The organism is Micromonospora sp. NBC_00389, assembly GCF_036059255.1.
Classification (GTDB): domain Bacteria; phylum Actinomycetota; class Actinomycetes; order Mycobacteriales; family Micromonosporaceae; genus Micromonospora.
On sequence record NZ_CP107947.1, the window covers coordinates 3,955,961 to 3,980,945 of the forward strand.

Sequence of the window (24,985 nt, forward strand, 5' to 3'; positions counted from 1 at the left end):
CGGTGGGCGTTCGCGAGCGTGTCAGAGGTGTTGCGGCTACGTGGCCAGCGAAGATCGGCAAATCCGGGCGAAACCAAGTCTTGTCAATGATCTTAAGTATGTGAATACTTCAGTTTGCTCGGCCGGTTTTCCCAGATCGGCCGGGTTGCCCCCTCGGGTTCGCCGCCCCCGGCGAGACCCGTTCCCCCGCCCAGGAGGTTTATTACATGCGACCCACAAGGTCCTCACTCCGCGTCGCGGCCACCGTCGCCGTGGCCGGAACCCTGGTCGTCGGCTCACTCGTCGGCGCGCCCGCCCAGGCCGCCCCCGCCGCCTCTCCGGATGCCGCCGCCGCCCTCTCCGCACAGCTCGGCGACAGCTCCGCCGGCTCGTACATCGACGCCAGCGGCAAGTCCGTCGTCACCGTGACCGACGCGGCCGCCGCCCGCAAGGCGAGCAAGGCCGGCGCCACCGTCCGGTACGTCACCCGCGGCGCCGCCGAGCTCAACCGGGCCACCGCGGACCTGGAGGGCTCCGCCAAGATCCCGGGCACCGCCTGGTGGAGCGACCCGGTCACCAACCAGGTCGTCGTCTCCGTGGACAGCACCGTCACTGGCGCGAAGCTGGAGCGGGTCAAGGCTGCTGCGGCGCGGGCCAACGGCGCGGTCCGGATCGAGGCCGAGGCCGGCGTGCTGAGCACCCGGATCTCCGGTGGACAGGCCATCTACGCCGGTGGTGGCGGGCGCTGCTCGCTCGGCTTCAACGTGCGCAGCGGCAGCACCTACTACTTCCTGACCGCCGGGCACTGCACCAACATCTCGTCGAGCTGGTACTCGAACTCCGGCCAGACCGCGCTGATCGGCACCCGTACCGGCACCAGCTTCCCGGGCAACGACTACGGCATCGTGCGGCACAGCAACTCGGCCAACGCCGCCGGCAACGTCTACCTCTACAACGGCAGCTACCGGGACATCACCGGCGCCGGCAACGCCTCCGTCGGCCAGTCGGTGCAGCGCTCCGGCAGCACCACCGGCCTGCGTAGCGGCTCGGTGACCGCGACCAACGCCACGGTGAACTACGCCGAGGGCTCGGTCTCCGGCCTGATCCGGACCAACGTCTGCGCCCAGCCGGGCGACAGCGGCGGCTCGCTGTTCAGCGGCAGCACCGCCCTGGGCCTGACCTCCGGCGGTAGCGGCAACTGCACCACCGGTGGCACCACCTTCTTCCAGCCGGTCACCGAGGCGCTGAGCCGCTACGGCGTCAGCGTCTTCTGATCCACTCACCGCTCACGGGCCGCCGGAACCCTCCGGCGGCCCGTTCGCGCGGCCCGGCGTCGGCGATGACGGTCAGCGGGGCCCGGACGGTCCCCGCCGCCGCTCCGAGGCCAGCGCGGCGAGCACGGCGGCCAGCGGTACGGCCGCCTCGGCGGCCGCCACCAGCCGCTCCGTCAGCCCGATCCGTGCGCCGTCGGCGAAAAGCTCGACGGCGAACCAGCCGAGCAGCCCGAGTAGGACCGCCGCCACCGCGAACGCTGTCCAGCGTGCGGGTCCGCTCGGCGCTGACCCGTCCGGCGGATGGCGGTGATCCCGGCCGAGGGGCGGCGCCGCTCGGCGGGGCACGGCCAGGGCCGGCCAGACAGCCAACGCCCCGAACGCCACACCAGCGGCCACGACGTGCGTCATCGAGCCGCCCGCCGGGCGCTGCGGGAAGGCGACCAGCACCAGGGTGGCCAGTCCGCCCAGCGCGAGCAGCCCTCGGCCCGCCGGCGCGGCGGTGACCAGGCCCAGCGCGGTTATCAGGTGACAGAGGCCCAGGCCGGCCAGCCCGATCGTCATGATCCAGCGATGGTCCGCGTTCGAGGCGGCAAGCGCGCTGATGGTCTGCCGGACCGGGTCGAATTCGTCGGGTTGGGCGGCCTGCGCCAGCGTCCAGCCCCCGATGAGAAACAGCGGTGCGCCACCGGCTGACAGCAGGGCCCAGCGGGGAACGGCCGACATCGGGCGATCGTAGCGGTGCGACCGGCGCCTCGCGCTCGAGCGGATGGGCCGACGTCGCTGCCGCCGGGCTATGTCGGGCGACGACTCACGGCAGCCAATCGGGCCGTCGAGGAGCTGGCCCGTGAGTTGGTCCCAGCGGATCCGGGGGTACGACGCCGACCGTCGGTAGGTCCGGGCCGACGGGTACGGCGCCGCCGGCGGCCCACGCGAGGTGCACCCGGCGGGCGGAGAGGACCGCGAGCAGCGGCCAGAGCGAGACGGCCACCGCCGTCACCCGCTCGGCCAGGCCGGTCCGGGACCCGCTGGTCACCTCGAACGCGAACCAGCCGAAGAGGGCCAGCAGCACGACCGTGGCGCTCAACCCCACCCCCCGGCGGAACGCCCAGGGCGGCTCCGGCGCGGCTGGATGCGCGGCGTCCCGGCCGCGCGGCAGCCACAGCGCCGAGCCGGCCGGCCAGAGCGCCAGGGCGAGGACGGCCACCGTCGCTGCGATGCCGTGGCTGACGGAACCGCCCACCGTCGGCCGGGGAAACGCCACCAGCGCGATGGTGGCCACCCCGCCGACGGCGAGCAGGAAGCGGCTGGGCAACCCGGCCGCGTGCAGCGCGGCGGCGATCGCCAGGTAGCAGCAGCCGAGCAGCACCAGACAGCTGATCATGATCCAGGCGTCGGTGGCGTCGTGCCCGGCCAGCTCGCTGATGGTGTCCCGAACCGGGTCGTAGCCGGCGGGCTGCCGGCCTTCCGCGACCGTCCAGCCGGCCACCAGCAGCAGGGGCGCGGCCACCGCCGTGGCGACGGCCCAGTTCGGTACGGCGCGCATTTCGCCACGTTAACCAACACGCCAGCCCGCCGAGCACGGTTCGACCGTCTGCCCACCGGCGAATCGCTCCGGCCTGCCGGGTGCCCCAAAGGAGGCCGGCCGCCCCTGACAGAATGCCGGTGAGGACTGTTCCACGATGAGGAGTTGCCAGCCGTGATCCGTACCCACAATGCCGGAAGCCTGCGCGCGACGGACGCCGGCGCGACGGTGACGCTCGCCGGGTGGGTGGCCCGCCGACGCGACCACGGCGGCGTCATCTTCGTCGATCTGCGCGACGGCTCCGGCGTGGTCCAGGTGGTGTTCCGGGAAGAGGACGCGCACGCGCTGCGCAACGAGTTCTGCGTGAAGGTCACCGGCGAGGTGACCCGCCGGCCGGCCGGCAACGAGAACCCGGAGCTGCCCACCGGTGACGTCGAGGTGACCGCCGCCGAGCTGGAGGTGCTCTCCGAGGCGGCCCCGCTGCCGCTGCCGGTCGACGACCAGGTCGAGGCCGGTGACGACATCCGGCTCAAGTACCGCTACCTGGACCTGCGCCGCAGTGGCCCGGCGAACGCGCTGCGGCTGCGCTCGCGCGCCAGCCACCTCGCCCGGGGCGTGCTGCACGAGCGGGACTTCCTGGAGATCGAGACGCCGACGCTGACCCGCTCGACGCCCGAGGGCGCCCGCGACTTCCTGGTGCCGGTCCGCCTCCAGCCCGGCAGCTGGTACGCCCTGCCGCAGTCGCCGCAGCTGTTCAAGCAGCTGCTGATGGTCGGCGGCATGGAGCGGTACTACCAGATCGCCCGCTGCTACCGGGACGAGGACTTCCGCGCCGACCGGCAGCCGGAGTTCACCCAGCTCGACATCGAGATGTCCTTCGTGACCGAGGACGACGTGATCGACCTCGGCGAGGCGATCGTCTCGGCGCTCTGGAAGGACCTGGCCGGGCACGAGATCACCCGACCCATCCCGCGGATCACCTGGCACGACGCGATGGCCCGGTACGGCTCCGACAAGCCGGACCTGCGCTACGGCGTGGAGCTGACCGAGCTGACCGACTACCTGCGCGGCACCGAGTTCCGGGTCTTCGCCGGGGCGATCGACGCGGGCGGCTACGTCGGCGCGGTGGTGATGCCGGGCGGAGCGGCGCAGAGCCGCAAGGAGTTGGACGGCTGGCAGGACTGGGCCAAGGCGCGTGGCGCGCGCGGCCTGGCGTACGTGGTGCTGGACGCCGAGACCGGCGAGGCGCGCGGCCCGGTGGCCAAGAACCTCTCCGCCGAGCACCTGGGCGGGCTCGCCGACGCGGTCGGCGCCAAGCCGGGCGACGCGGTCTTCTTCGCCGCCAGCAACACCACCCGGGAGGCGCAGGAGCTGCTCGGCGCGGCCCGCATCGAGATCGCCAAGCGGGCCGGGCTGATCGACGAGAGCGCCTGGGCGTTCTGCTGGGTGGTCGACGCGCCGATGTTCGAGCGCACCGACGAGGGCGGCTGGACGGCCGTGCACCACCCGTTCACCTCGCCCAACTCGGAGTGGGTGGACCGGTTCGAGGAGGCACCGGACCGGGCGCTGGCGTACGCGTACGACATCGTCTGCAACGGCAACGAGATCGGCGGCGGCTCGATCCGTATCCACAGGGGTGACGTGCAGAAGCGGGTCTTCGATCTGCTCGGCATCACCCCGGAGGAGGCGCAGGACAAGTTCGGCTTCCTGCTGGAGGCGTTCAAGTACGGCGCCCCGCCGCACGGCGGCATCGCCTTCGGCTGGGACCGGGTCTGCATGCTGCTGGCCGGCGCGGACTCCATCCGCGAGGTGATCGCCTTCCCGAAGACCCGGGGCGGCTTCGACCCGCTGACCGGCGCGCCGACGCCGATCACCGCCCAGCAGCGCACCGAGGCCGGCATCGACGCCAAGCCGAAGCCCCCAGCCACCGCCCACACCGGCACCGCGGGCCCGGCCGCCCCGGTAGCCGACCCGGTCTGACCGCCGCCCACCTGCTTGGTTGATCAAGAGGTTTGCGTCATGCTCGCCCCGTCGAGGTGACGCAAACCTCTTGATCGTTGGCGGGGGAGTGGTGGCATGCGGGTGCTCGTGGTGGGGGCGAGTGGGTTTCTCGGGCGTGAGGTGTGTCGGCGGGCGGTGGACGCCGGCTGGTCGGTGGTGGGGACGTGCCACTCCGGCGACATCAGCACGCCGGGCGTCACGGCGCGCCGGCTGGACGTGACCGACCGGGCCGCCGTGCGCGCGCTGGTCGCCGAGGTGCGCCCGGACGCGGTGGTCTCCACCCCCTACCGGTACGACGACTGGACGGTGACCGCCGACGGGGCCGCGTATGTGGCGGTCGCGGCAGCCGAGGTGGCCGCCCGTCTGGTGCACGTGTCCAGCGACGCGCTGCACGCCGGCCGGCCCGAGCCGTACGCCGACGACGACCCGCCGACGCCGGTGAACGCGTACGGCGCCGCGAAGGCCGCGGCCGAGACTGCCGTGCGAGCGGTCGACCCCGGCGCGGCACTGGTACGTACCTCGCTGATCCTGGGGGAGGGCAGTAAGCAGATCCAGCTCTCCCGGGACGCGCTCGCCGGCCGGGCCACCCTGTTCACCGACCAGATCCGCTGCCCGGTCGACGTCACCGACCTGGCCGCCGCCGTTCTGGAGCTGGTCGACAGCGCGTACGCCGGCCCGCTCAACGTGGCCGGTCCGGACGCGGTCAGCCGCGCCGAGCTGGGCCTGCTGGTCGCCGAGCGGTTCGACCTGGACGCGGCCGGGCTGAAGTCCACCACCAGCACCGCCGCCGGTGTGGTCGGCCCCACTGACGTACGCCTGGACTCCACCCGCGCTGCCAGCCTGCTGCGTACCCGGCTACGCGGCGTGCGCGAGATCCTGGCTCGCTGAGCCCACCGCCCCGCAGGTGCACACTTCCTATGCATAGCTCTTGTGCATAGGAAGTGTGCAGAGTTATTGTGCAGTCATGGTGAACGACGGAGAGACGCCGAGACCGGCGCCGCGTGAGGTACGGATCGACAAGCGGCAGGTCCGGGTGCTGGCGCACCCGCTTCGGATGCGGCTGCTCGGGGCACTGCGGGTGAACGGGCCCGCCACCGCCACCACCCTGGCGGAGCTGCTCAGCACCAACACCGGCGCGACCAGTTACCACTTGCGCCAGCTCGCCGAGGTGGGGCTGGTGACCGAGGACCCCGACCGGGGCAGCGGCCGGCAGCGCTGGTGGCAGGCCGCACACGACGTCACGAACTGGGAGCCGACCGACTTCGACGACGACCCCGACGCCCGGGCTGCGATCGAGTGGATCCAGGGCGACCAGGTACGCCTTCTCGTCGAGCACGCCGAACGCTGGTTCGCCATTCAGCACGAGTGGTCCCCCGCCTGGCGGGACGCCATCGGCATGGGCGACATCTTCATGACGATCCCGCCAGACCGGCTGAAGGCGCTCCAGGCGGAGGTGTGGCAGGTGCTGGAGCGGTACAACCGCGAGGCCGGCCTCGTCGACTCCGCTGATCCGCAGGCCCGCCCCGTGCAGGTCTTCCTGGCCGCCTACCCGTTGCTGGAAGGGCCCCGATGAGCACGCTGACCGTACGCCAGGTCCGGCGTCGCTACCTGACGCTCTACGGCCTGCGCTGGCTGCCGACCGGCCTGATGATCCCGGTGATGATCCTGCTGATGCAGGAGCGCGGCCTGTCGCTGCCGCAGATCGGCCTGGTCTTCACCGCGCAGGGGCTGCTGGTGCTTGCGCTGGAGCTGCCCACCGGCGGGCTCGCCGACGCCCTCGGCCGCCGCCCGGTGCTGCTCGCCGCCGGAGCGCTCAACCTCGTCTCGCTGTCACTCTTCGCGGTGGCCGACTCGTTCTGGATGTTCTTCCTGGTCTGGGCATTGCAGGGGGTCTACCGGGCACTGGACAGCGGCCCGCTGGAGTCCTGGTACGTCGACGCCACCCTGGCCGCCGACCCGGAGGCCGAGTACGAACGGGGCCTCGGGCACGCCGGCACCGTCATCGGCGGGGCCATCGGCGCTGGCGCGCTGCTCAGCGGCGGCCTGGTGGCGCTCGGCCCGATCGGGCCGGTCAGCGCGCTCACGGTGCCCGTGCTGGTCGCCATCCTCGCCCAGGCGGCGGCGCTGGTTGCGCTGGTCGTCCTGCTGGTGGAGCAGCGGCCGGCCACCGGCCTCGCTGCGCTGCGCGCCTCGGTGCTCCAGGCGCCCCGGATGATCGGCGAGGCCGTCGGGCTGCTGCGTCGCTCGCGGGTGCTGCTTGCCTTGGTGTCGGTGGAGCTGTTCTGGGGCTTCGGCATGATCACCTTCGAGTCGCTGCTGCCGGTCCGGCTCGCCGAGGTGGTCGGCGACCCGGAACGCGCCGCCGCGCTGCTCGGGCCGGCCAACTCGGCCGCCTGGCTCGCCTCGGCAGCCGGCGCGGCGCTGACACCGCTGCTGCTGCGCTGGCCCGGCGCTGCGCCGGGCGCGGCTCTGCTGCGCATCCTGCAGGGCGTCACGGTGGTCGGGATGGGGCTCTTCGCCGGGCCGGTCGGGGTGCTCGTGGCCTACCTCGCCTGCTACACCGTGCACGGCGCGTCCAACCCGCTGCACAGCGGGCTGCTGCACCGACAGGTCGACGGCCCGTACCGGACCAGCGTGCTCTCGCTGAACTCGATGATGGCGGGGACGGCCGGTGCACTCGGCGGGGTGGCCCTGACCGCGCTCGCCGCCGCCACCAGCATCAGCACCGCCATGGTCGTCGGCGCGGTCGTCCTGGCCGTCGCCGCCCCGCTCTACCTGCCGGCATGGCGGGCCGGCCGTCGGCCCGCGGCGGATACCGCCGACCCGCCCGCGGTACCCGAACCCACCGAGCCGCAGACCGCCGGGCGTTAGGAAGGACGCCCTTCCGCTACCCGCGGCGATTCCAGCGGAACCCTCCCGCTCAGCCCAGCCGTAGCGAGCTGAGCGGGAGGGTTTCGGTGAAGCCGAGCCGCCGGTAGAGCCGTGCCGCCCCGACGTTGTCCGTGTAGACGCCGAGCCCGACCGTGTCGTAGCGGGCCAGCAGCGCCCGGGTCATTCCGGCGGTCAGCGCCGCGCCCAGCCCCCGACCCCGCTGGTCGGGGGCGACGGTCAGGCCGGCGAGGAACCCGATGTCGCCCCGGCTGCGGTCCGCGCCGCACGCCACCAGCCGGCCGCCGACCCGGATGCCGTACCAGTCCACCACCTCTGCGTCTCCCGGGCGGGCGGTGGTGCTCGGGAACGCCTCGTCGATCAGCGCCTCCAGCGCCGGATGGTCGGCCTCGGCGAGTCGTACCACCCGCTGCTCGTCCGCCTGTGCCGGTGGTGGCGTGTCGGTCCAGTGGAAGTCCCAGTCGTCGTGCCGGGTCACCGCCAGCCGGCCCGCCAGCAGGGCGGGATCGTGCCGGGGTAGGTGCAGCCGCTGCCCCGGGCGCAGCATCCCGTCGCCGACCAGCGCGACACAGACCTCGATCGCCGGCCCGGCCGGGCCGATCGCGCAGCCGGCCGGCCCGTGCTCGGGCGGCACCAACCACAGCACGGTGCCGTCGCGCCGGTAGCCGCGCGCCGGCGCGCCCCGCCCGAGTGCGTGCCGGGCGAACGGGTGGTGGCCGACGGCGGCCAGGATGGCGGTCCGGTCCAGGACCACCTGGTCGTCGATGATCATGCGACCAGCCTAGGAGCCGGGGGTCGAACGCTTGCGCCGGGCCGCCACGGCCAGGCCGAATCCATGGTGGAGATTGACGAGTCGACCGATTGGGTACATCCGGGGCCGACCTACTGGGAACCCCCACCGGAGGACCGACATGCTCGCCATTCTGGCCGCCATTGTCTTCGGCTTTGCCCTGCTGATCGACCTGCTCGACACCAACTTCGGAGCGCCGGACCTGTTCAACTGGAACACGCTCGTGCTCCTCGGATTGTTCCTGCTCTCGCTCTACCTGGGCGGCGTGGGCAACGGCCCGCGCGGCGGTGGCGGCGGCCGCTGGTACCGGGGCCGGCGCCCCGGTCGCGGCTGACCGGAACCGATCACCAGTGGCCCGGCCCGCGGCGCGATTCCGGCGTCGCGGGCACGGCCCGGTACTGTCTTCGTGATGGAGTCCGACGCCCTCTTCTCCCTCGGTGCACCCGCCGGGTCGCGCAGCGCGCCCGACGGTTCCGCCAGTGTCGACGGCTTCACTCCGGTAGCAGCCGATTCGCCCCTGCCCGTCCGGATGCGCCCGGCGACCCTCGACGAGCTGATCGGGCAGGCCCACCTGCTCGCCCCCGGCGCGCCGCTGCGGCAACTGGTCTCCGGCGGCGCCCCGATGTCGGTCATCCTCTGGGGACCGCCGGGCAGCGGCAAGACCACCATCGCGCACCTGGTGGCCGGGGCCACCGACCGCCGGTTCGTGGCCATGTCGGCGCTCTCCGCCGGCGTCAAGGACGTCCGGGCGGTGATCGAGGCGGCCCGCCGGCAGCGCCGCTCGGGCGGCCCGCAGACCGTGCTCTTCATCGACGAGGTGCACCGGTTCAGCAAGACTCAGCAGGATTCGCTGCTCGCCGCCGTCGAGGACCGTACGGTCACGTTGCTGGCGGCGACCACCGAAAACCCGTACTTCTCGGTCATCTCCCCACTGCTGTCACGCTGCGTGCTGCTCACCCTGCAACCGCTGGACGACGAGGCGGTGCGCAGTCTGCTGCGCCGTGCGGTGACCGACGAGCGTGGCCTGGGCGGCACGCTCACCCTGGCCGACGAGGCCGAGGACCACCTGGTCCGGCTCGCGTCCGGCGACGTTCGCAAGGCGCTGACCGCACTGGAGGCGGCGGCGGCCTCCGCCACGGCGCTCGGCGCGAGCCGGATCGACCTCGCCACCGCCGAGCAGGCGGTCGACGTGGCGGCGGTGCGCTACGACCGCGACGGCGACGCCCACTACGACGTGGTCAGCGCGTTCATCAAGAGCATGCGCGGCTCGGACGTGGACGCCGCGGTGCACTGGCTGGCCCGGATGCTGGTCGCCGGGGAGGACGCCCGGTTCATCGCCCGCCGGCTGGTCATCTTCGCCAGCGAGGACGTGGGCATGGCCGACCCCGGCGCGTTGAGCGTGGCCACCGCCGCCGCGCACGCCGTCGAGTACGTCGGGCTGCCCGAAGCGCAGCTCAACCTTGCCCAGGCAGTGATCCACCTGGCCACCGCGCCCAAGTCGAACTCGGCCACCACCGCCATCGGCGCCGCGATCGCCGACGTGCGGTCCGGCCGGGGCGGCCCGGTGCCGCGCGGGCTGCGCGACGCGCACTACGCCGGCGCCCGAGGGCTGGGCCATGGCACCGGCTACCGCTACCCGCACGATGACCAGCGTGGCGTGGTCACCCAGCAGTACGTCCCGGACGACCTGGTGGGCACCGACTACTACCGGCCCAGCCCGCACGGGGCGGAGCGGTCGGTGGCCACCCGGCTGCCGCTGCTGCGCGGGATCGTGCGAGGGCTGCCGGCCCCGCCCGCCCGCCCGGAGGCCCCGCCGGCCGCGCCGCCCGTAACGGCGCAGAACGGGCCGGCGCTTGCCGACGAGAACGGTCGCCCGACGACGGGCACGGGCGGTCCCGGCACGATGCAAGACAGCGGCACCAACGCCGCAGGAGAGGGTCAACAGTGAAGTCGCGTGGTGCGGACCGCCCGGACGAGGGCCCGGATGAGCGGCGCGATCCCCGCGCCAAGGGCCGCCGCTGGGGTCGAGGCCGGGCCGAGGCCGAGCCGGAGGAGCCGGTAGCCGGCGAGGAGTTCGGCTGGATCGACGACCTGCGGTCGGCCAAGCAGCAACGTTCCGAGCTGGGCCCCGACGGGGCCGCGGTAGAGCCCGCAGGGCCACGCGGGGGCGCCCCGGTGCCGCCGGACGGCCCGGTGCCACCCACCCCGCGCCGTGGTGACCCGGACGGTCCCGCCGCGCGCCGGCCGGCCGGCGGACCATGGCCGGGCGACGCGCCGCCGCCGGGCCGCCGCCCGGACGAGCGGCCACCCGCCGACCGACCCCGGGCCGCCGGCCCCGGAGTCCCCGCCCCGGGCCAGCCGGCCCGCCGCGGGGCACAGCCGGCACCCGGCAGCGGCCCTCGCGCCGCCGGGCCGCCGCTCGCGCCTCCCACCGCCGCCCGCCCGGCCGGTGGCGAGCCGGCAGGCCCACCCGGACCCCCGACCTCGGGCGTACCGGCCGGCCCGGCCCGGCCCCGCCCGGGCGCTGCCCCGGCCGGCCCGCCCGCCGGCCCGCCGGGCACCGGCGCACCGACCGGTCGCCGCCCGGCCGCCGTCCCCCCATCGGGTCGAGCGGACGCGATGCCGCCGCTACGCCGGCCCGACGCCGGGCCGTTGGGTCGCAGACCCGGCCCGGAGACCACCGAGCCCGGCCGTCCACTGCCCACCGACGGCGGGCCCGCCGGTCGGCGTACGACCGATCCGGCGCGGGCCGCCGGTTCACCCACCGCCCCCGGCGGGACCCGCTTCGACGCGGCGCCGACCGGTGCCGTACCGCCGGTCCCCGGTGGACTGCGACCCGACCCCGCCGTCGACCGTGATCCGCGGAACGCCCGGCGTCGCCCGGGCACAGTCGACCCCGGCGCGACGGAGACGTCCGGCCAGGGGCCGGCCGACCGCACCCGCTCGTCCTCCGGCGGGCACCGCCGCGCGGCCGAACCCGACGAGCCGGTGGTGCCCCGTTCGGGCAACGCCCCGGCGGTGCCCGACGCGTCCGGCCACACCGGCGCCGCGCCGACCATCGGCCCGGCCGACGGCACCGGGCGCCGCCGGACGGTCCCGGACGAGCAGGAGCGCCGCGCTCCGGCCGGCGGCGAGCCCCGGACCGACCGCCCGGAGCGGCCGGCCGACTGGCTGCGCCAGGCAGGCCGCCTGCCGCACACCGACCCCGCCCTGCCGGTGGTCAACCGGCGCGGTGGCACCCCGCCGCCGGCCGGCCGCCGTCCTGGGCCGCCCGCAGGTGCGGGCGATCTCACCGACCACTCGCCCGGCCGGCTCGCCGTGCCCGACCCGGCCGCGGAGCGCGGCGCCGGCCGCCGGCCCGCCGGGCCGCCGGCCGACCCGGCCGCGGACGCCCCCACCGGTCGCCGTGCCGTCCGGCCCGGCGCGACGGGCGACCGTGGCGACGACCCGTACGCCGGTCCCGCCGGCGGCGGGCGACCCGCGCCCGGTGGCAGTGCCGCCGGTCCGGGCGCACCGGCCCGCGGCGCCGCCCGCTCCACCCCGCCCGGTCGTGCCCGGCCCGCCCCCGGCGACGCGCCGGCCACCGGCGCCGGACACCGTGGTCCCGACGGGCCATCCCGGCCCGGCCCGGGTGCCGAGACCACTGCCCGTGGCGCCGCCCGCCCGGACGGCCCGGCCCGTGCCGCCGTCCCACCGGGCATCGGCCCGGATGGCCCGCCCCGGCAGCGCCCGGACGGTCCGGCTCGCGCCGCCGTCCGCCCCGCTGGCGCCGGGCACCCGCCCGTGAGCGGCGAGCCCGGCACCGGTCCCGGAGCTCCCGCGGTGGCCCGCGGCGGTGCGCCGGCCGCTCGACCCGCGCCGGCCGATCGCGCCGCCGGCCGTGCCCTGCCACCGAACCGGGAGCCCGGTCGTCCCGAGCCCTCCGGTGTCGCACCCGTGCCACCGCCCGGCCGCCCCGGCGAGCCCGTCGGTGTGGCCCGGGCCGCCGCCGTGGTGCCCACTGCGGGCGGACCGGTGGACCGGCCGGTGCCCGCGCCGGCCGACGGGCCCGCGCTGCGCCCAGCCGGCCAGGACGTGCCCGACGACGACGGCGCCGCCCCGGGCGCCCGGTCCGAGCTGCGCCGGCAGTTGCGCGAGCGGCGCCGGCTGCGGGCGGCGGTGCTGGCGCTGGTCAGCGTCGTCCTGCTCGGCGCGGTGCCGCTCTTCTTCGGCATCCGTACGCTGAGCCGGGACCCGGTCTTCGACAACCTGGACCAGCTGAACGTGCCCGGCTGGGCCGCGGCGAAGACGGTCGACGAGGTCAGCGGCAGTCGTTGGTGCCTGCTCGACTGTCGACTGCGCGAGCGCACCGTCACCTCGGAGAAGTCGCCGGAGGAGACGGCGGGGGTCTACGAGAACGCGCTGCGACAGGACGGCTGGCAACCGTGGAAGGTGACCCGCTGCCCCGAGCAGGAGACGAAGGGGAGCTACACCTGCTGGCGTCGCGATGAGCTGACTCTCGACCTGTGGGTGCGCGAGCCGACCTGCGTGCCGCCGCCGGTCGACGGCGAGCCGGCGATCGTGCCGTCTCCCGGCCCCTCGGCCGCTGCGGCGGAGTGCGCCGGCTCGTTGGTATCGGTGAAGGTGCGCAACGCGATCGACGACGAGCGGACCAAGCCACAGCCGAGCACCGATCCGTCACTGACCGGAGAGGATCCGTTCCCGACAGTCAGCGCGGACCCGCTGGGTGAGTTGACACCCTCACCGTCGTGAGCCGGTTTCCATCACGGACGGTAGGGTCTGGGGCTGGTAGGCCCGTCCGCTGCCGTTGATCGGTGACGGTTCGGTGGGCCCGGTACGGGTACCACGGTTGTGCGTTCCGGGGACGTCGGGTCCCCGGAACTCTGCTTGAGGAGGACAGGCGTGGGCGACATTGGAGCGGTTGCGGCGCTGATCGCGGCGTGCGCGTTCGCGGTGCTGGTGCTCATCCTGACGCTGCCCATCCTGCGGCTGCGGCACACGGTGGACGCCACCACCCGGATGATCAACGACCTCAACGATCGGACCGCACCGCTGCTCGGCGACGTGAACACCACGGTGAAGAACGTCAACACCGCCCTGGAGCAGGTGCAGACCTCGCTCGACGGCGTGAACCTCCAGTTGGCGAAGGTCGACACCATGACCAGCCACGCGCAGAACATCACCGCCAACGTCGCCAACCTGGCCACCGTGGTCTCTGCCGCGGCCGCGAACCCGCTGGTCAAGGTAGCCGCGTTCGGCTACAGCGTGCGCAAGGCCGCGGCCAGCCGCCGGCACGCCGAGACCGAGCGCGAGGTGCGCGACACCATCAAGCAGCAGCGGCGGGCCACCCGGCGCGGCAACCGCTGACCGGCCGGCGCACCAGGAGGTAGCGAGACATGAGGCGATTGTTCTGGTTGGGCATCGGGCTCGCCGTCGGCGTGGTGGTGGTCCGCAAGGCGACCCGGACCGCGCAGGCGTACACCCCGGCCGGCATCGCGAGCACGTTGTCGGAATCCGCTGGCGGGCTGGTCGAATCGCTGCGTAGCTTCGTGGAGGACGTCCGCGTCGGGATGGCCGAACGCGAGCAGGAGATCCACCAGGCGTTCGCCCAGGGCGAGGCGTTCGACGACCAGTTCGCCGAGCTGCGGGAAGACCCGCGGATCGGCGATCGATACATCTTTCCGGAGGAACACCAGCGATGAAGACGGCGGAAATCAAGCGGCGGTACCTCGCGCACTTCGAGGCGAATGGCCACGCCGTGGTGCCGTCCGCTCCGCTGCCCGCCATCAGTGACCCGAACCTGCTGTTCGTCAACGCCGGCATGGTGCAGTTCGTCCCCTACTTCCTCGGTCAGCAGCGCGCGCCGTACCAGCGGGCGGTCAGCGTGCAGAAGTGCATCCGTACCCCGGACATCGATGAGGTCGGCAAGACCAGCCGGCACGGCACGTTCTTCCAGATGAACGGCAACTTCTCCTTCGGCGACTACTTCAAGGACGGCGCGATCCCCCTCGCCTGGGACCTGGTCACCAAGTCACAGGACCAGGGCGGCTACGGCCTCGACCCGGAGCGCCTCTGGCCGACCGTCTATCTCGACGACGACGAGGCGTTCGAGATCTGGCGGTCGGTGGGGGTGCCGGCCGCTCGGATCGTCCGCCGGGGCAAGGCCGACAACTTCTGGTCGATGGGCATCCCCGGGCCGTGCGGCCCGTGCTCCGAGTTGTTCTACGACCGGGGCCCGGAGTACGGCCGGGAGGGCGGCCCGGCGGTCGACGAGGACCGCTACATGGAGTTCTGGAACCTCGTCTTCATGCAGTTCGAGCGGGGTCCGGGCACGACGAAGGACGACTACCCGATCCTGGGTGAGCTGCCGGCGAAGAACATCGACACCGGCATGGGCCTGGAGCGGATGGCCTCGATCCTGCAGGGCGTCGACAACCTCTACGAGATCGACGAGGTCCGGCCGATCCTGGACCGGGCGGCCGAGCTGACCGGCAAGCGATACGGCGCGCACTCCGGCCACGTGGCCAGCGAGTCGCACCCGGACGACGTACGGCTGCGGGTGATCGCCGACCACGTGCGGACCGCGCTGATGCTGATCGGCGACGGCGTGACCCCGAGCAACGAGGGGCGTGGCTACGTGCTGCGCCGGATCATGCGCCGGGCGATCCGGTCGATTCGGCTGCTGGGCTGGCAGGATCGGGCGTTGCCCGAGCTGTTGCCGGTGGCCCGGGACTGCATGGCGCCGTCGTACCCGGAGTTGGCGACCGACTTCGACCGGATCGCGCAGTACGCGTACGCCGAAGAGGAAGCCTTCCTGTCCACCCTGCGCGCCGGTACCACGATCCTGGACACTGCGATCGCCGAGACCCGCACCGCGGGTGGCGCGGCGCTGTCCGGGGCGAAGGCGTTCCAGCTGCACGACACGTACGGCTTCCCGATCGACCTGACCCTTGAGATCGCCGCGGAGCAGGGCCTCACGGTCGACGACGAGGGCTTCCGCCGGCTGATGGCCGACCAGCGGACCCGGGCGAAGGCGGACGCGCAGGCCCGCAAGACCGGGCACACCGACGTGTCGGCGTACCGGTCGGTGCTGGACTCGGGTGGCCCGGTGACGTTCACCGGGTACAGCGAGGTGGCCCGCGAGTCGACGGTACGGGCGCTGCTCGGCGAGGGTGGCCCGCGCCAGGCGGCGACCGAGGGCGACACCATCGAGCTGGTGCTCGACACGACCCCGTTCTACGCCGAAGGCGGTGGCCAGCAGCCCGACCAGGGCATGATCACCGTGGGCGGCGGTCAGGTCGAGGTGCTCGACGTGCAGCAGCCGGTGCCCGGCCTGATCGTGCACCGGGCCCGGGTTATCCGGGGTGAGGTGCGCGCCGGCGAGACCGGCTACGCCGAGATCGACACCACCCGGCGGCGGGCGATCTCCCGATCACACACCGCGACCCACCTGGTGCACCAGACCATGCGCAACTTCCTCGGCGACTCGGCCACCCAGGCTGGTTCGCTGAACGCGCCCGGTCGGCTGCGGTTCGACTTCAACACTCCGACGGGAGTGTCGCCGACCGTGCTGCGGGACGTGGAGCAGCAGGTCAACGAGGTGCTCCTGGCCGACCTGGAGGTGCACGCCTTCATCACCTCGCTGGACGAGGCGCGGCGGATCGGGGCGATGGCCCTCTTCGGCGAGAAGTACGGCGAAGAGGTGCGGGTCGTCGAGGTGGGCGACTACGCCCGGGAGCTCTGCGGCGGCACGCACGTGGCCCGCTCGGCCCAGCTCGGCCTGGTGAAGATCCTCTCCGAGTCGTCGATCGGCTCCGGCGTCCGTCGGGTCGAGGCGCTGGTGGGCATGGACGCCTTCGGTTTCCTGGCCCGTGAGCACCTGCTGGTCTCCCGGCTGGCCGAGCTGTACCGGGTGCCCAACGAGCAGGTCGCCGACCGGGTGGAGCAGACCGTCACCCAGCTCCGGGATGCGGAGAAGGAGCTGGAGAAGCTGCGCGCCCAGCTGGTGCTGGGCGGAGCGGCGGCGCTCGCCGCGCAGGCCAAGGACGTGCGCGGGGTGGCGTACGTGGGCACCGAGGCGCCGGAGGGCGCGGCCGGTAACGATGTGCGGACCCTCGCCCAGGAGATCCGCGGCAAGATCGACCCGGCCCGGCCGGCGGTGGTCGCGGTGGCGGCCCGCTCGAACGGCAAGGCCTCCCTGGTGGTGGCGGTCAACCAGGCCGCCCGCGGCCGGGGCCTGGCCGCCTCGGACCTGGTGAAGGCGGCGTTCTCCGGGCGCGGCGGGGGCAGCCCCGACCTGGCCCAGGGTGGCGGCCTGCCGGCGGCCGAGGCGCCGAACCTGCTACACACCGTCGAGAAGGCGATCACCGAGGCGTGATGGTTCATCATGTTCGACCAGGGCGGGCCGATCGGTCCGCCCTGGTTCGTCGGGTCCCGGGGGTGACCGCCGGTGACTGAGCTGACGCGCGGGGTCCGGATCGGGGTGGATGTCGGTCAGGTCCGGGTGGGGGTGTCCCGTTCGGATCCGGACGGCGTGTTGGCCACGCCGCTGGTGACCCTGGCCCGCGACCTCACGACGGCGCCCGACGCGGTGCCCAGTGACCTCGCCGAGCTGGCCGCGCTGGTGGCCGAACATGAGGCCGTGCAGGTTGTCGTCGGCCTTCCGGTCAATCTGGCCGGCAAGCATGGCCCGGCGGCCATCCATGTGAAGGCGTACGCTGACCGACTGGTCGACGTGATAGCGCCCGTCCCGGTAACGCTCACTGACGAGAGGATGTCGACCGTGGTCGCTTCTCGTAGGCTTGCTGAGCGTGGCGTTCGGGGCAAGCGTCAACGAGCGGTTGTCGACCAGGCGGCCGCGGTGGAAATTCTGCAGAGCTGGCTGGACGCGCAGCGGAGGCGGACGTAATGATCGACGATCTGGACCTTGGGTTCGACGAGCCGGAGCGGGGGGAGAAGGGCCGGCACCGCCGCGGCTTCGTCCGCAAGCGCAAGGGCGGCTCCGGTTCCGGAGGCCGGGGCAAGACGTTCCTGGCACTGCTGATGGCCCTGGTCCTGCTGGGCGGCATCGGCGGCGGCGCGTTCTACGGTTTCGACCGGATTCAGAACTACTTCGTCACGCCCGACTACGACGGCGCCGGGACCGGCGAGATCACCGTCGAGATCAAGAACGGCGCGTTGCTCGCCGACATGGCCGACGCCCTGGTCGCCGCCGACGTGGTGAAGAGCCAGAAGGCGTTCATCGAGGCCGCCGAGGCCAACTCGCGCAGCAAGAACATCCAGCCGGGCACCTACAAGCTGCGGAAGCAGATGAGCGGCGCGAGTGCCGTCACCGCGATGCTCGACCTGAAGAACAAGATCGTCAACGGGTTGACCATTCCCGAGGGGCGTACCAGCAAGAACGTCTACAAGCTGCTCTCCGAGAAGACCAAGATTCCGGTCAAGGACTTCGAGGCCGCTGCGAAGAACCCGCTGGAGCTTGGCATCCCGGACTGGTGGTTCACGCGCGAGGACGGCAAGAAGGTCCCCAAGTCCGTCGAGGGCTTCCTCTTCCCGGACACGTACGAGATCCCGCCGAAGGCCACCGCGGAGAGCATCCTCAAGCTGATGGTCGACAACTTCCTCTCGGTGAGCGGCGAGATGAAGTTCGCCGACCGGGTGCAGAAGGAACGCAAGGTCAGCCCGTACGAGGCGCTGATCGTGGCCTCGCTGGCCCAAGCCGAGGCGGGCAACAAGGACGACCTGGGCAAGGTCGCCCGAGTGGCCTACAACCGGGTGTACGGCGAGTTCAACTGCAACTGCCTGGAGATGGACGTCACGGTCAACTACTACCTGGAGTCGATCGGCAAACCGACCAAGACCTCCGCGCAGATGACGCAGTCGGAGCTGGACGACCCGAAGAACCCGTACAACCGCAAGCTGCGTGGCCTGATCCCCACCCCGATCAACAACCCGGGCAAGCAGGCACTGGAAGGGGCCATGGACCCGCCGACGGGCAAGTGGCTCTACTTCGTGGCGATCGACAAGCAGGGCCACTCCGCCTTCGCCGAGACCTACGAGGAGCAGCAGCGCAACGAGGCCAAGGCCAGGGAGGCCGGCATCATCTGAGGCCGGCCGCGCTGCCGGGTAGGGTCGAGCTGAGATGGGCGGCAGGGCGGGGGAATGATGCGCACCCACACGGGGGCTCGTGAGGTGTCCGGCGGTGGTCGTGTCGACCCGTAGGGCCGCGGTGCTGGGCAAGCCGATCGCGCACTCCCTCTCCCCGGTGATCCACACCGCCGGGTACGCCGCCGCCGGGCTGACCGGATGGTCGTACACCCGGATCGAATGCGCGGCGGCGGAGCTGCCGGCCCTGGTCGCCGGCCTCGGCCCGGAGTGGGCCGGGCTGTCGGTGACCATGCCGGGCAAGGAAGCGGCGCTGGAGGTGGCCGCGGAGGCCTCGGCGGTCGCCGTCGCCGTCGGCGCGGCCAACACGCTGGTACGCCGTCCGGATGGCTCCTGGTACGCGGACAACACCGACGTCGGCGGCATGGTCGAGGTGCTCACCGGCGCCGGGGTGCGGCCCGGCGCGGCGGTGACCGTGCTGGGTGCGGGCGGGACCGCGCGGGCGGCGCTGGCCGCGGCGGCCGGGCTGGGCGCCCGCGCGGTGACGGTGGTGGCCCGCCGTGCCGCCGCCGTCGACGAGCTGCGTGCGGTGGCCTGCGCCGTCGACGTGCCGATGCGAGGGGCGGCCTGGGCCGACGCGGCGCACCACACCGGGGCCGACGTGGTGATCTCGACGGTGCCGAAGGGGGTCGCCGACCCGCTCGCCGGCACGGTGGCCTGGCGGCCGGAGGCGGTGCTCTTCGACGCGCTCTACGACCCGTGGCCGACGCCGCTGGCGGCGTCGGCGCAGGCGGCCGGTTGCCGGCTCGTCTCCGGGCTGGATCTACTGCTGGCCCAGGCGGTCGGCCAGTTCGAGCAGTTCACCGGGGTCGCCGCGCCCCGGGCCGAGATGGCCGCCGTGCTGGCCGCGGCACGCGCCGCCTGAGGCCGCCCCCCACCCGCGCCCGCGCGACGTCTTCGCAGAAGCAGAGCCTGGCCACCCGGTTGGCGCCGGCGGTTGATGCCCTGGGCGGCGAGTTCGTCGGCGATGAACCGGTAGCCGAAAACGCCGGGTCGTCGTGGTGGATGTCCAGCGCGGCGTTGATCAGGTGGACGTTGTCCCAGTCCCGCTGTGAGACCGGATCTTTACGCCACGCGTAGTAGGCCTGCGGGCTGAAGCCGAGGACCCGGCAGGTTACCGTGACGGCACCCAGCTCCCGGTAGGTCTCGTTGACCGCCGTGATCTCCAGCCCGGGCGCTGGGCGTGAGCTAACGGGCGATATCGAACACGCCCTTGTCGTAGAAGTAGAGGCCGGGCACGGCGTAGCGGGACTTGGGGCGGGCGGGCTTTTCCTCAATCGACAGCACGCGACCGGCCGGATCGAAGTCGACCACCCCGTATGCCCCGGGGTTTGCTACCTGATACGCGAAGATCCGACCGCGGACCAACCCGCCGAGGCCGGCGGGTTGCCGGCCGAGGCCGACGCCGATGATGAAGGCCTGCGCGATCCCCTCCGGGCGGGCTGTACGGCGTATTCCAGCCGCAGCCAGAACTGGGCGCGCCGTCACGAACAGACGGCGGAACTGGTCCTGGTCCTTGGGCGTGTTTGACCAGGATCTCCCGCACCCCCTCCCATGACGAGGGTGGAGAGCGGGTAGTAGACCATCGGCTTGTCGAAGACCGGCATGAGCTGTTTGGACACCGCCCGAGTAATCGGCCACAGCCGCGTTCCGGTGCCGCAGGCGAGAAGGATTCCGTGCGTGGAGGGGAGGCTGCCGGCCTCGCTGCGTCACCCGGTGGCCGTTACCCAAACGATTGTGACAACGCCCGGAAGTCGTGCTCAACCGCCTCCACGGCGGTCTGCGGCAACTGGATGGACCATTGCGTAGCGCTGGGTCAACTGTTTTTCGGGCGGCCCGCACTCCTTCCATTGTCGGCAATTGGACTCTGGATAAAAACACCGGAAACGACGCTGGCGGAGTGGGTCTTTATTGAGCATTCTCAAGCACAGTCGGTCTCGCACGCGCTTCCTGGACGGCTTGCTCCTAGATGCGCAGTCTTGGCGTGTACCGCACCATCCCGAGCCGGAAGACAAACCGTACGGTGGGCGGCTAGTCGACGGGCGTACATGGAGGCGGTGTGCATTCGGTGGAAGTCGCACAGGTCATCGACGTTTCGGAGACCCTGAACGGCTCGACGGCGCCATTAGCGAATTCGGCTGGGCCGACGCGGAGCGGTTGGCAGTCCCGTTACGTCGTCACGCTGTGTTTTCTCGACGCTGTGGTTGGACTGGCGTCGGCGGTCGCGGCCTTGGGCCTTCGATTCGGCCCTGCGACGGCCGAGCCGTATAACCGCGGCCATCTCTGGCTCACCATTGCGCTGCCGTTCGCCTGGATGGTCGCCCTCACCCTCAACCGAGCGTATGAAACACGCCACCTTTTCGTCGGGAATGATGAGTACGCACGGGTATTTCGATCCGGTCTCGCACTTACCGCCACTTTGGCGGTTGTTTCTCTTGCGTTCGATTTCCGGCTCGCCAGAGGCTACGTGATCATCGCGATGCCGCTGGTCATCGTCGCCGGCGTCGCGATGCGGTACCTAGCCCGTCAGCGTCTGCACCGCTCGTGGGCACGCGGTGAACGGCTGCACCGGGTGATTCTGGTCGGGCACGAGGTCGCCGTCGCCGAGATGACCAGAAGGTTGCGCCGCGAGCGCTTCCACGGACTCGGAGTGGTCGGCGCCTGCCTGCCGCACCGCCCGGCCGAGTCTGCGGAGCGACGAGCCGCTGGCTCGCTGCCGCCGATCCTCGGCACGTTCGAGCACGTGGCGAGCGCCGTCGGCCGGGTGGGTGCGGACACGGTCGTCGTGCTGTCCTGCCCGGAGATTGCGGGAGCCGCCCTGCGCCGGTTGGGTTGGCAACTGGAACGCGACGACGTCGACCTCATCGTCGCCAGCAATCTCGTCGATGTGGCCGGCGACCGCACCACCATCCGCCCGGTGGACGGGTTGCCGATGCTGCACGTCGAGCACCCTCGTCTGAAGGGTGGCCGGCGGGTCGTCAAGGCGGTCTTCGACCGCGTGTCGGCGCTCCTGCTGCTGATTCTCGCCGCCCCGGTCCTGCTTGCGATCGCCCTGCTGGTCCGGTTGAACCCGGATGCCGGTGGTCCCGCGATCTTCCACCAGGTGCGGGTGGGCAAGAACGGCCGGCCGTTCATCATCTACAAGTTCCGGACGATGTACGTGGACGCCGAGGATCGTTTGGAGGAGTTGCTCAGCCCCAACGAAACCGACGGTGGGCTATTCAAGATGCGGGACGACCCGCGGGTGACCCCCGTCGGGCGCTGGCTGCGCCGGCTGTCGCTGGACGAGCTCCCGCAACTTGTCAATGTGCTCAAGGGCGACATGTCGCTGGTCGGACCGCGGCCGCCGCTGCCCCGTGAGGTCGCCGGCTACCCCGCGGACATGCGCCGGCGCCTGGTGGTTAAGCCCGGCCTGACCGGGCTGTGGCAGGTCTCCGGCCGGTCCGACCTGTCGTGGGAGGAGTCCATACGGCTGGACCTGTCGTACGTGGAGAACTGGTCGTTGGCCATGGACATGGCGATCCTGGTCCGTACTCTGAGCGCCGTCGTCCGAAGTTCCGGAGCTTACTGACAGCGCCGCCCCAGTCATCCGCAACAGGTCTCGAAGAAATGGCCGGGCTTGGCGATGTTTGCCCTGGGCCGCCCGGCGCGGCGTCCGTCCGTAAACCTACCAACACGATAGGTTACGCATCCATGTCTGAGGTTCGTAAGGTCTTCAAGACCCGTCGGGAGCACGTCGCGACGGCTGGCGTCGCCGTGCTCCTGCTGGGGGCGTCCGGATCGGTGCTGTTGTTGCGTGACGGCAGCGCTCCCGCCGCGGAAACCGGCGGGACAGTCGTCACCGCCCAGGAGCCGACCATCGGCAGCGCCTCGCCCGGCCCTTCGGCGTCCGCCAGCCCCAGCGCCTCCGCGAAACCTCCCACGAAGCCCTCGGCCTCCCCGTCCGCCAGCCGGCGCACCCAGCCGGACAATCAGGTGGCCGGCGCATGGCCGAGCCCGGACAACACCGGCGTCCCGGCGGGCTGGCGCCCGACCGCGACGCGCACCTCGGATCTGAAGATCACTAGAGCGGGTGCGGTGGTGAAGGACATCCGGCTGGTCAACGCCGATCTCATCATCGCCGCCAACGACGTCAAGGTTCAGCGGGTCGAGTTGCAGGGCGGCAGCATCATCAACGACACCGGCCCGTCGTGCAGCGACGGCCTGGTGATCGAGAATGTCTCGCTGGGTCGTAGTCCGGGGCGGTCGACCCGCAGCGCTGATCTGCCGGCCATTCAAGCCGGCGGTTACACCGCCCGCCGGGTGAAGATCGACGGCCGCCCGGAAGGGTTTCGGGTCGCCGGCAAGAGCCTGAACTGTGGCCGGGTCACCATCGACAACAGCTTCGCCAGGGTCACGTCTCCCGACGACTGCGGCGACTGGCACGGCGATGGCATCCAGGGATACGACGGACCCGCTCTGGTCGTCCGCAACGTCACGCTGGATCTGGTTCAGACGGGTTCCTGCGGTGGCACGGCGCCGTTCTTCTACCCGTCCGGCCAGGACAACACGTCCGTGGACATCGACCGCATCATGGTCAAAGGCGGCGGATATCCGTTCCGACTTGCCATGCCGGGGTCGGTGCGTAGCCTGCGGGTCGTCGACGGATCATGGGAGTACGGCCCGATCGACGTGAAGTGCTCGCTGCTGACCGCCTGGGACGCGGAGATCGTCACCATCGGACCGGATTACCAACCGACCCACACCGTGCGGTCGTTGCCCTGCGAAACGCCGTGAGAAACCGCCGCGGCGCGTCGACGTAGGGGTGAGCTGCCCCGCTCAGCGCAGCTTGCCCTCGACGAGTGCGGCGAGGCTGCCCAGCGTCTCGAACACCTCGGCGGTCACGTCGTCGTCGTCGACCACGATGTCGAATCGGGTCTCCAGCGCGGCGACCAGCTCCACCACGGCCAACGAATCGAGCTCGGGCAGACTGCCCAGCAGCGGCGTTGACGCGACGATCGAGTGAGCGCGGTCCTCCACCCCGAGCGTGGTGACGACGACCGACTTCACGTCGTCGATGATGGTGGTGTTGGTCAGGCCCATGGGGTTCCTCTCGGTCATACCAGTACCTCGGCGGGCGCCGGGTGGCTCAGGAAGGCGGTCGGGCTCGCGGTCAGGCCGTAGGCGCCAGCCTGGAACACGATCACGAAGTCATCGATCTCCGCGGCCGGCAACGACACGTTGTCGCCGAGCAGGTCGAGCGGCGTGCACAGACATCCGACGACAGTCGCGGTCTCGGTGGCCGCCTCGTCAATCCGGTTGCCGATGGCCAGCGGGTAGTTGCGGCGGATGACCTGACCGAAGTTGCCGGACGCGGCGAGCTGGTGGTGCAGGCCACCGTCGACGACGAGGAAGACCTTGCCGCGGGATTCCTTGCGGTCGACGACCCGGGTCACGTAAACGCCGCACTCACCGACGAGGAAGCGGCCCAGTTCGACGACCACGCGGGCGTCGGGCAGGTTGGGTCGGATCGAGTCGGTGAGCAGTTCGGCCAGGTTCTCACCGATTGCGGGCAGGTCCAGGGGGCTGTCCCGGTCGAAATAGGGGATTCCGAAGCCGCCGCCGATGTTGAGGTAACAGACGGGCGTCGGGGCGTCCGCGGCGAGCCGGAGCGCCAGGTCGACCGTCTTGCGCTGGGCTGCACAAAGGATGTCGGCCCGCAGGTTTTGCGATCCGGCGAAGATGTGGAAGCCCAGGAAGTCGACATCGGCTTGGGCCAGTTCCTTGAGGAACGCGGGCACCCTCTCGGCGTCCATGCCGAACTGCTGCGGGCCGCCGCCCATCCGCATCCCGGACCCCTTGATCGCAAAGTCGGGGTTGACTCGGATGGCGACTCGGGGCCGAATGCCGAGTCGATTCCCGATGGCGACCACCCGGCTCGCCTCGGTCTCGGACTCCATCTCGATCGTGACACCTGCCGCCACGGCCTGCGTGAGCTCGGCGGGGGTCTTGCCCGGACCGGCGAAGCTGACCCGGTTGGCCGGCATCGGAGTGTCGAGCGCGACGCGCATCTCCAGGGCCGAAGCCACGTCGAACGCGTCGACCAGCCCGCTCAGGTGCTGGACGACGGCCGGCATGGGGTTGGCCTTGACGGCGTAACCGAGCTGGATCCCGTCCGGCAGTGTCGAGCGGACCAGCGCGATCCGCTCCGTCAGCAGCGCTCGGTCATAGGCGAAGAAGGGGGTGCCTCCCACCCGTTCCGCGAGCCGGTCCACGGGGACGCCGCCGACGGAGAGGCGATTCGACTTCCGGCCGAACGCGGCGACGGTCGGACTGGTCACGGTGCCTCCTCGGTTCGCGGTGCGGGAGTCGCAGGCTCACGCCTCG

23 protein-coding genes and 1 pseudogene are annotated in these 24,985 nt (G+C 72.2%); 16 read left to right on the top strand and 8 right to left on the bottom strand.

The features are described from left to right. Positions 1-206: 206 nt before the first annotated feature. Positions 207-1,253 carry a S1 family peptidase gene (locus OG470_RS18775; protein ID WP_328413990.1) on the top strand — a complete coding sequence of 349 codons (1,047 nt, stop codon included), beginning with the start codon at positions 207-209 and terminating at the stop codon, positions 1,251-1,253. Positions 1,254-1,325: 72 nt separating this feature from the next. Here OG470_RS18775 and OG470_RS18780 read toward each other — a convergent pair whose 3' ends face one another. Together OG470_RS18780 and OG470_RS18785 are read right to left on the bottom strand one after the other, a co-directional pair. Continuing rightward, on the bottom strand, positions 1,326-1,976 hold the full coding sequence (locus OG470_RS18780; protein WP_328413992.1) for a DUF998 domain-containing protein: 651 nt from the start codon (positions 1,974-1,976) through the stop codon (positions 1,326-1,328). Positions 1,977-2,061: 85 nt separating this feature from the next. Further along, positions 2,062-2,796, bottom strand: coding sequence for a DUF998 domain-containing protein (locus OG470_RS18785; RefSeq protein WP_328413994.1), 735 nt, complete (start codon positions 2,794-2,796; stop codon positions 2,062-2,064). Between the two features lie 153 nt (positions 2,797-2,949). On the opposite strand from OG470_RS18785, the gene aspS reads away from it, so the two are divergent. From aspS to OG470_RS18805, 4 genes are all read left to right on the top strand, one after another. Continuing rightward, positions 2,950-4,755 (top strand): aspartate--tRNA ligase, encoded by a 1,806-nt coding sequence (gene aspS / locus OG470_RS18790; protein ID WP_328413996.1) that lies wholly within the window; start codon positions 2,950-2,952, stop codon positions 4,753-4,755. Positions 4,756-4,851: 96 nt separating this feature from the next. Then, positions 4,852-5,664, top strand: coding sequence for a sugar nucleotide-binding protein (locus OG470_RS18795; RefSeq protein ID WP_328413998.1), 813 nt, complete (start codon positions 4,852-4,854; stop codon positions 5,662-5,664). A 76-nt stretch (positions 5,665-5,740) separates the two neighbouring features. Beyond that, positions 5,741-6,349 (top strand): ArsR/SmtB family transcription factor, encoded by a 609-nt coding sequence (locus OG470_RS18800; protein ID WP_328413999.1) that lies wholly within the window; start codon positions 5,741-5,743, stop codon positions 6,347-6,349. Continuing rightward, positions 6,346-7,647 (top strand): MFS transporter, encoded by a 1,302-nt coding sequence (locus OG470_RS18805; protein WP_328414000.1) that lies wholly within the window; start codon positions 6,346-6,348, stop codon positions 7,645-7,647. The genes OG470_RS18800 and OG470_RS18805 overlap by 4 nt, the downstream gene beginning before the upstream one ends. Before the next feature lie 49 nt (positions 7,648-7,696). Here the strand turns inward: OG470_RS18805 and OG470_RS18810 are convergent, their stop codons facing one another. Beyond that, positions 7,697-8,437 (bottom strand): GNAT family N-acetyltransferase, encoded by a 741-nt coding sequence (locus OG470_RS18810; protein ID WP_328414002.1) that lies wholly within the window; start codon positions 8,435-8,437, stop codon positions 7,697-7,699. 139 nt (positions 8,438-8,576) lie between these two features. Here OG470_RS18810 and OG470_RS18815 point away from each other — a divergent pair, with 139 nt between their 5' ends. From OG470_RS18815 to OG470_RS18855, 9 genes are all read left to right on the top strand, one after another. Beyond that, a complete protein-coding gene (locus OG470_RS18815; RefSeq protein WP_328414004.1) occupies positions 8,577-8,789 on the top strand; it encodes a hypothetical protein in 213 nt (70 codons plus the stop codon). Positions 8,790-8,864: 75 nt separating this feature from the next. Next, positions 8,865-10,403, top strand: coding sequence for a replication-associated recombination protein A (locus OG470_RS18820; RefSeq protein ID WP_328414006.1), 1,539 nt, complete (start codon positions 8,865-8,867; stop codon positions 10,401-10,403). A 2,078-nt stretch (positions 10,404-12,481) separates the two neighbouring features. Continuing rightward, positions 12,482-13,207, top strand: a complete 726-nt coding sequence (locus OG470_RS18825; RefSeq protein ID WP_386992032.1) for a hypothetical protein — start codon at positions 12,482-12,484, stop codon at positions 13,205-13,207. Positions 13,208-13,357: 150 nt separating this feature from the next. Next, a complete protein-coding gene (locus OG470_RS18830) occupies positions 13,358-13,822 on the top strand; it encodes a DUF948 domain-containing protein (RefSeq protein ID WP_328414007.1) in 465 nt (154 codons plus the stop codon). Between the two features lie 29 nt (positions 13,823-13,851). Then, complete coding sequence (locus OG470_RS18835) at positions 13,852-14,157, top strand: hypothetical protein (protein ID WP_328414009.1); 306 nt, start codon at positions 13,852-13,854, stop codon at positions 14,155-14,157. After that, positions 14,154-16,832, top strand: coding sequence for an alanine--tRNA ligase (gene alaS, locus OG470_RS18840; RefSeq protein WP_328414011.1), 2,679 nt, complete (start codon positions 14,154-14,156; stop codon positions 16,830-16,832). Before OG470_RS18835 ends, alaS begins: the two co-directional genes overlap by 4 nt. 72 nt (positions 16,833-16,904) lie before the next feature. Next, complete coding sequence (ruvX, locus tag OG470_RS18845) at positions 16,905-17,363, top strand: Holliday junction resolvase RuvX (RefSeq protein ID WP_328414012.1); 459 nt, start codon at positions 16,905-16,907, stop codon at positions 17,361-17,363. Beyond that, positions 17,363-18,562, top strand: coding sequence for an endolytic transglycosylase MltG (gene mltG, locus OG470_RS18850; protein WP_328414014.1), 1,200 nt, complete (start codon positions 17,363-17,365; stop codon positions 18,560-18,562). The genes ruvX and mltG overlap by 1 nt, the downstream gene beginning before the upstream one ends. Positions 18,563-18,662: 100 nt before the next feature. Continuing rightward, entirely contained in the window at positions 18,663-19,484 is an 822-nt protein-coding gene (locus tag OG470_RS18855) for a shikimate dehydrogenase (protein WP_442930912.1), read from the top strand. On the opposite strand, the pseudogene OG470_RS18860 reads toward OG470_RS18855, so the two are convergent. From OG470_RS18860 to OG470_RS18870, 3 genes and pseudogenes are all read right to left on the bottom strand, one after another. Continuing rightward, positions 19,462-19,743: pseudogene (locus OG470_RS18860) on the bottom strand (IS3 family transposase); the annotation flags it as partial. The gene OG470_RS18855 and the pseudogene OG470_RS18860 sit on opposite strands and share 23 nt — an antisense overlap. A 64-nt stretch (positions 19,744-19,807) precedes the next feature. Beyond that, entirely contained in the window at positions 19,808-20,107 is a 300-nt protein-coding gene (locus OG470_RS18865) for a sugar phosphate nucleotidyltransferase (RefSeq protein ID WP_328414018.1), read from the bottom strand. Next, the gene (locus OG470_RS18870) at positions 20,104-20,292 is read right to left on the bottom strand and encodes a sugar phosphate nucleotidyltransferase (RefSeq protein WP_442931200.1); all 189 of its coding nucleotides are present in this window, start codon (positions 20,290-20,292) and stop codon (positions 20,104-20,106) included. The genes OG470_RS18865 and OG470_RS18870 overlap by 4 nt, the downstream gene beginning before the upstream one ends. A gap of 386 nt (positions 20,293-20,678) precedes the next feature. Between OG470_RS18870 and OG470_RS18875 the strand changes: the two genes are divergently transcribed. Together OG470_RS18875 and OG470_RS18880 are read left to right on the top strand one after the other, a co-directional pair. Beyond that, complete coding sequence (locus OG470_RS18875; RefSeq protein WP_442930913.1) at positions 20,679-22,190, top strand: sugar transferase; 1,512 nt, start codon at positions 20,679-20,681, stop codon at positions 22,188-22,190. A 38-nt stretch (positions 22,191-22,228) separates the two neighbouring features. Beyond that, positions 22,229-23,395: a hypothetical protein gene (locus OG470_RS18880; RefSeq protein WP_328414022.1), complete on the top strand. Its 1,167-nt coding sequence runs from the start codon at positions 22,229-22,231 to the stop codon at positions 23,393-23,395. A gap of 42 nt (positions 23,396-23,437) precedes the next feature. Here OG470_RS18880 and OG470_RS18885 read toward each other — a convergent pair whose 3' ends face one another. Next, the gene (locus OG470_RS18885) at positions 23,438-23,719 is read right to left on the bottom strand and encodes an acyl carrier protein (RefSeq protein WP_328414024.1); all 282 of its coding nucleotides are present in this window, start codon (positions 23,717-23,719) and stop codon (positions 23,438-23,440) included. Further along, positions 23,716-24,939, bottom strand: a complete 1,224-nt coding sequence (locus OG470_RS18890; RefSeq protein WP_328414026.1) for a pyridoxal-dependent decarboxylase, exosortase A system-associated — start codon at positions 24,937-24,939, stop codon at positions 23,716-23,718. Before OG470_RS18890 ends, OG470_RS18885 begins: the two co-directional genes overlap by 4 nt. Positions 24,940-24,985: the final 46 nt, after the last annotated feature.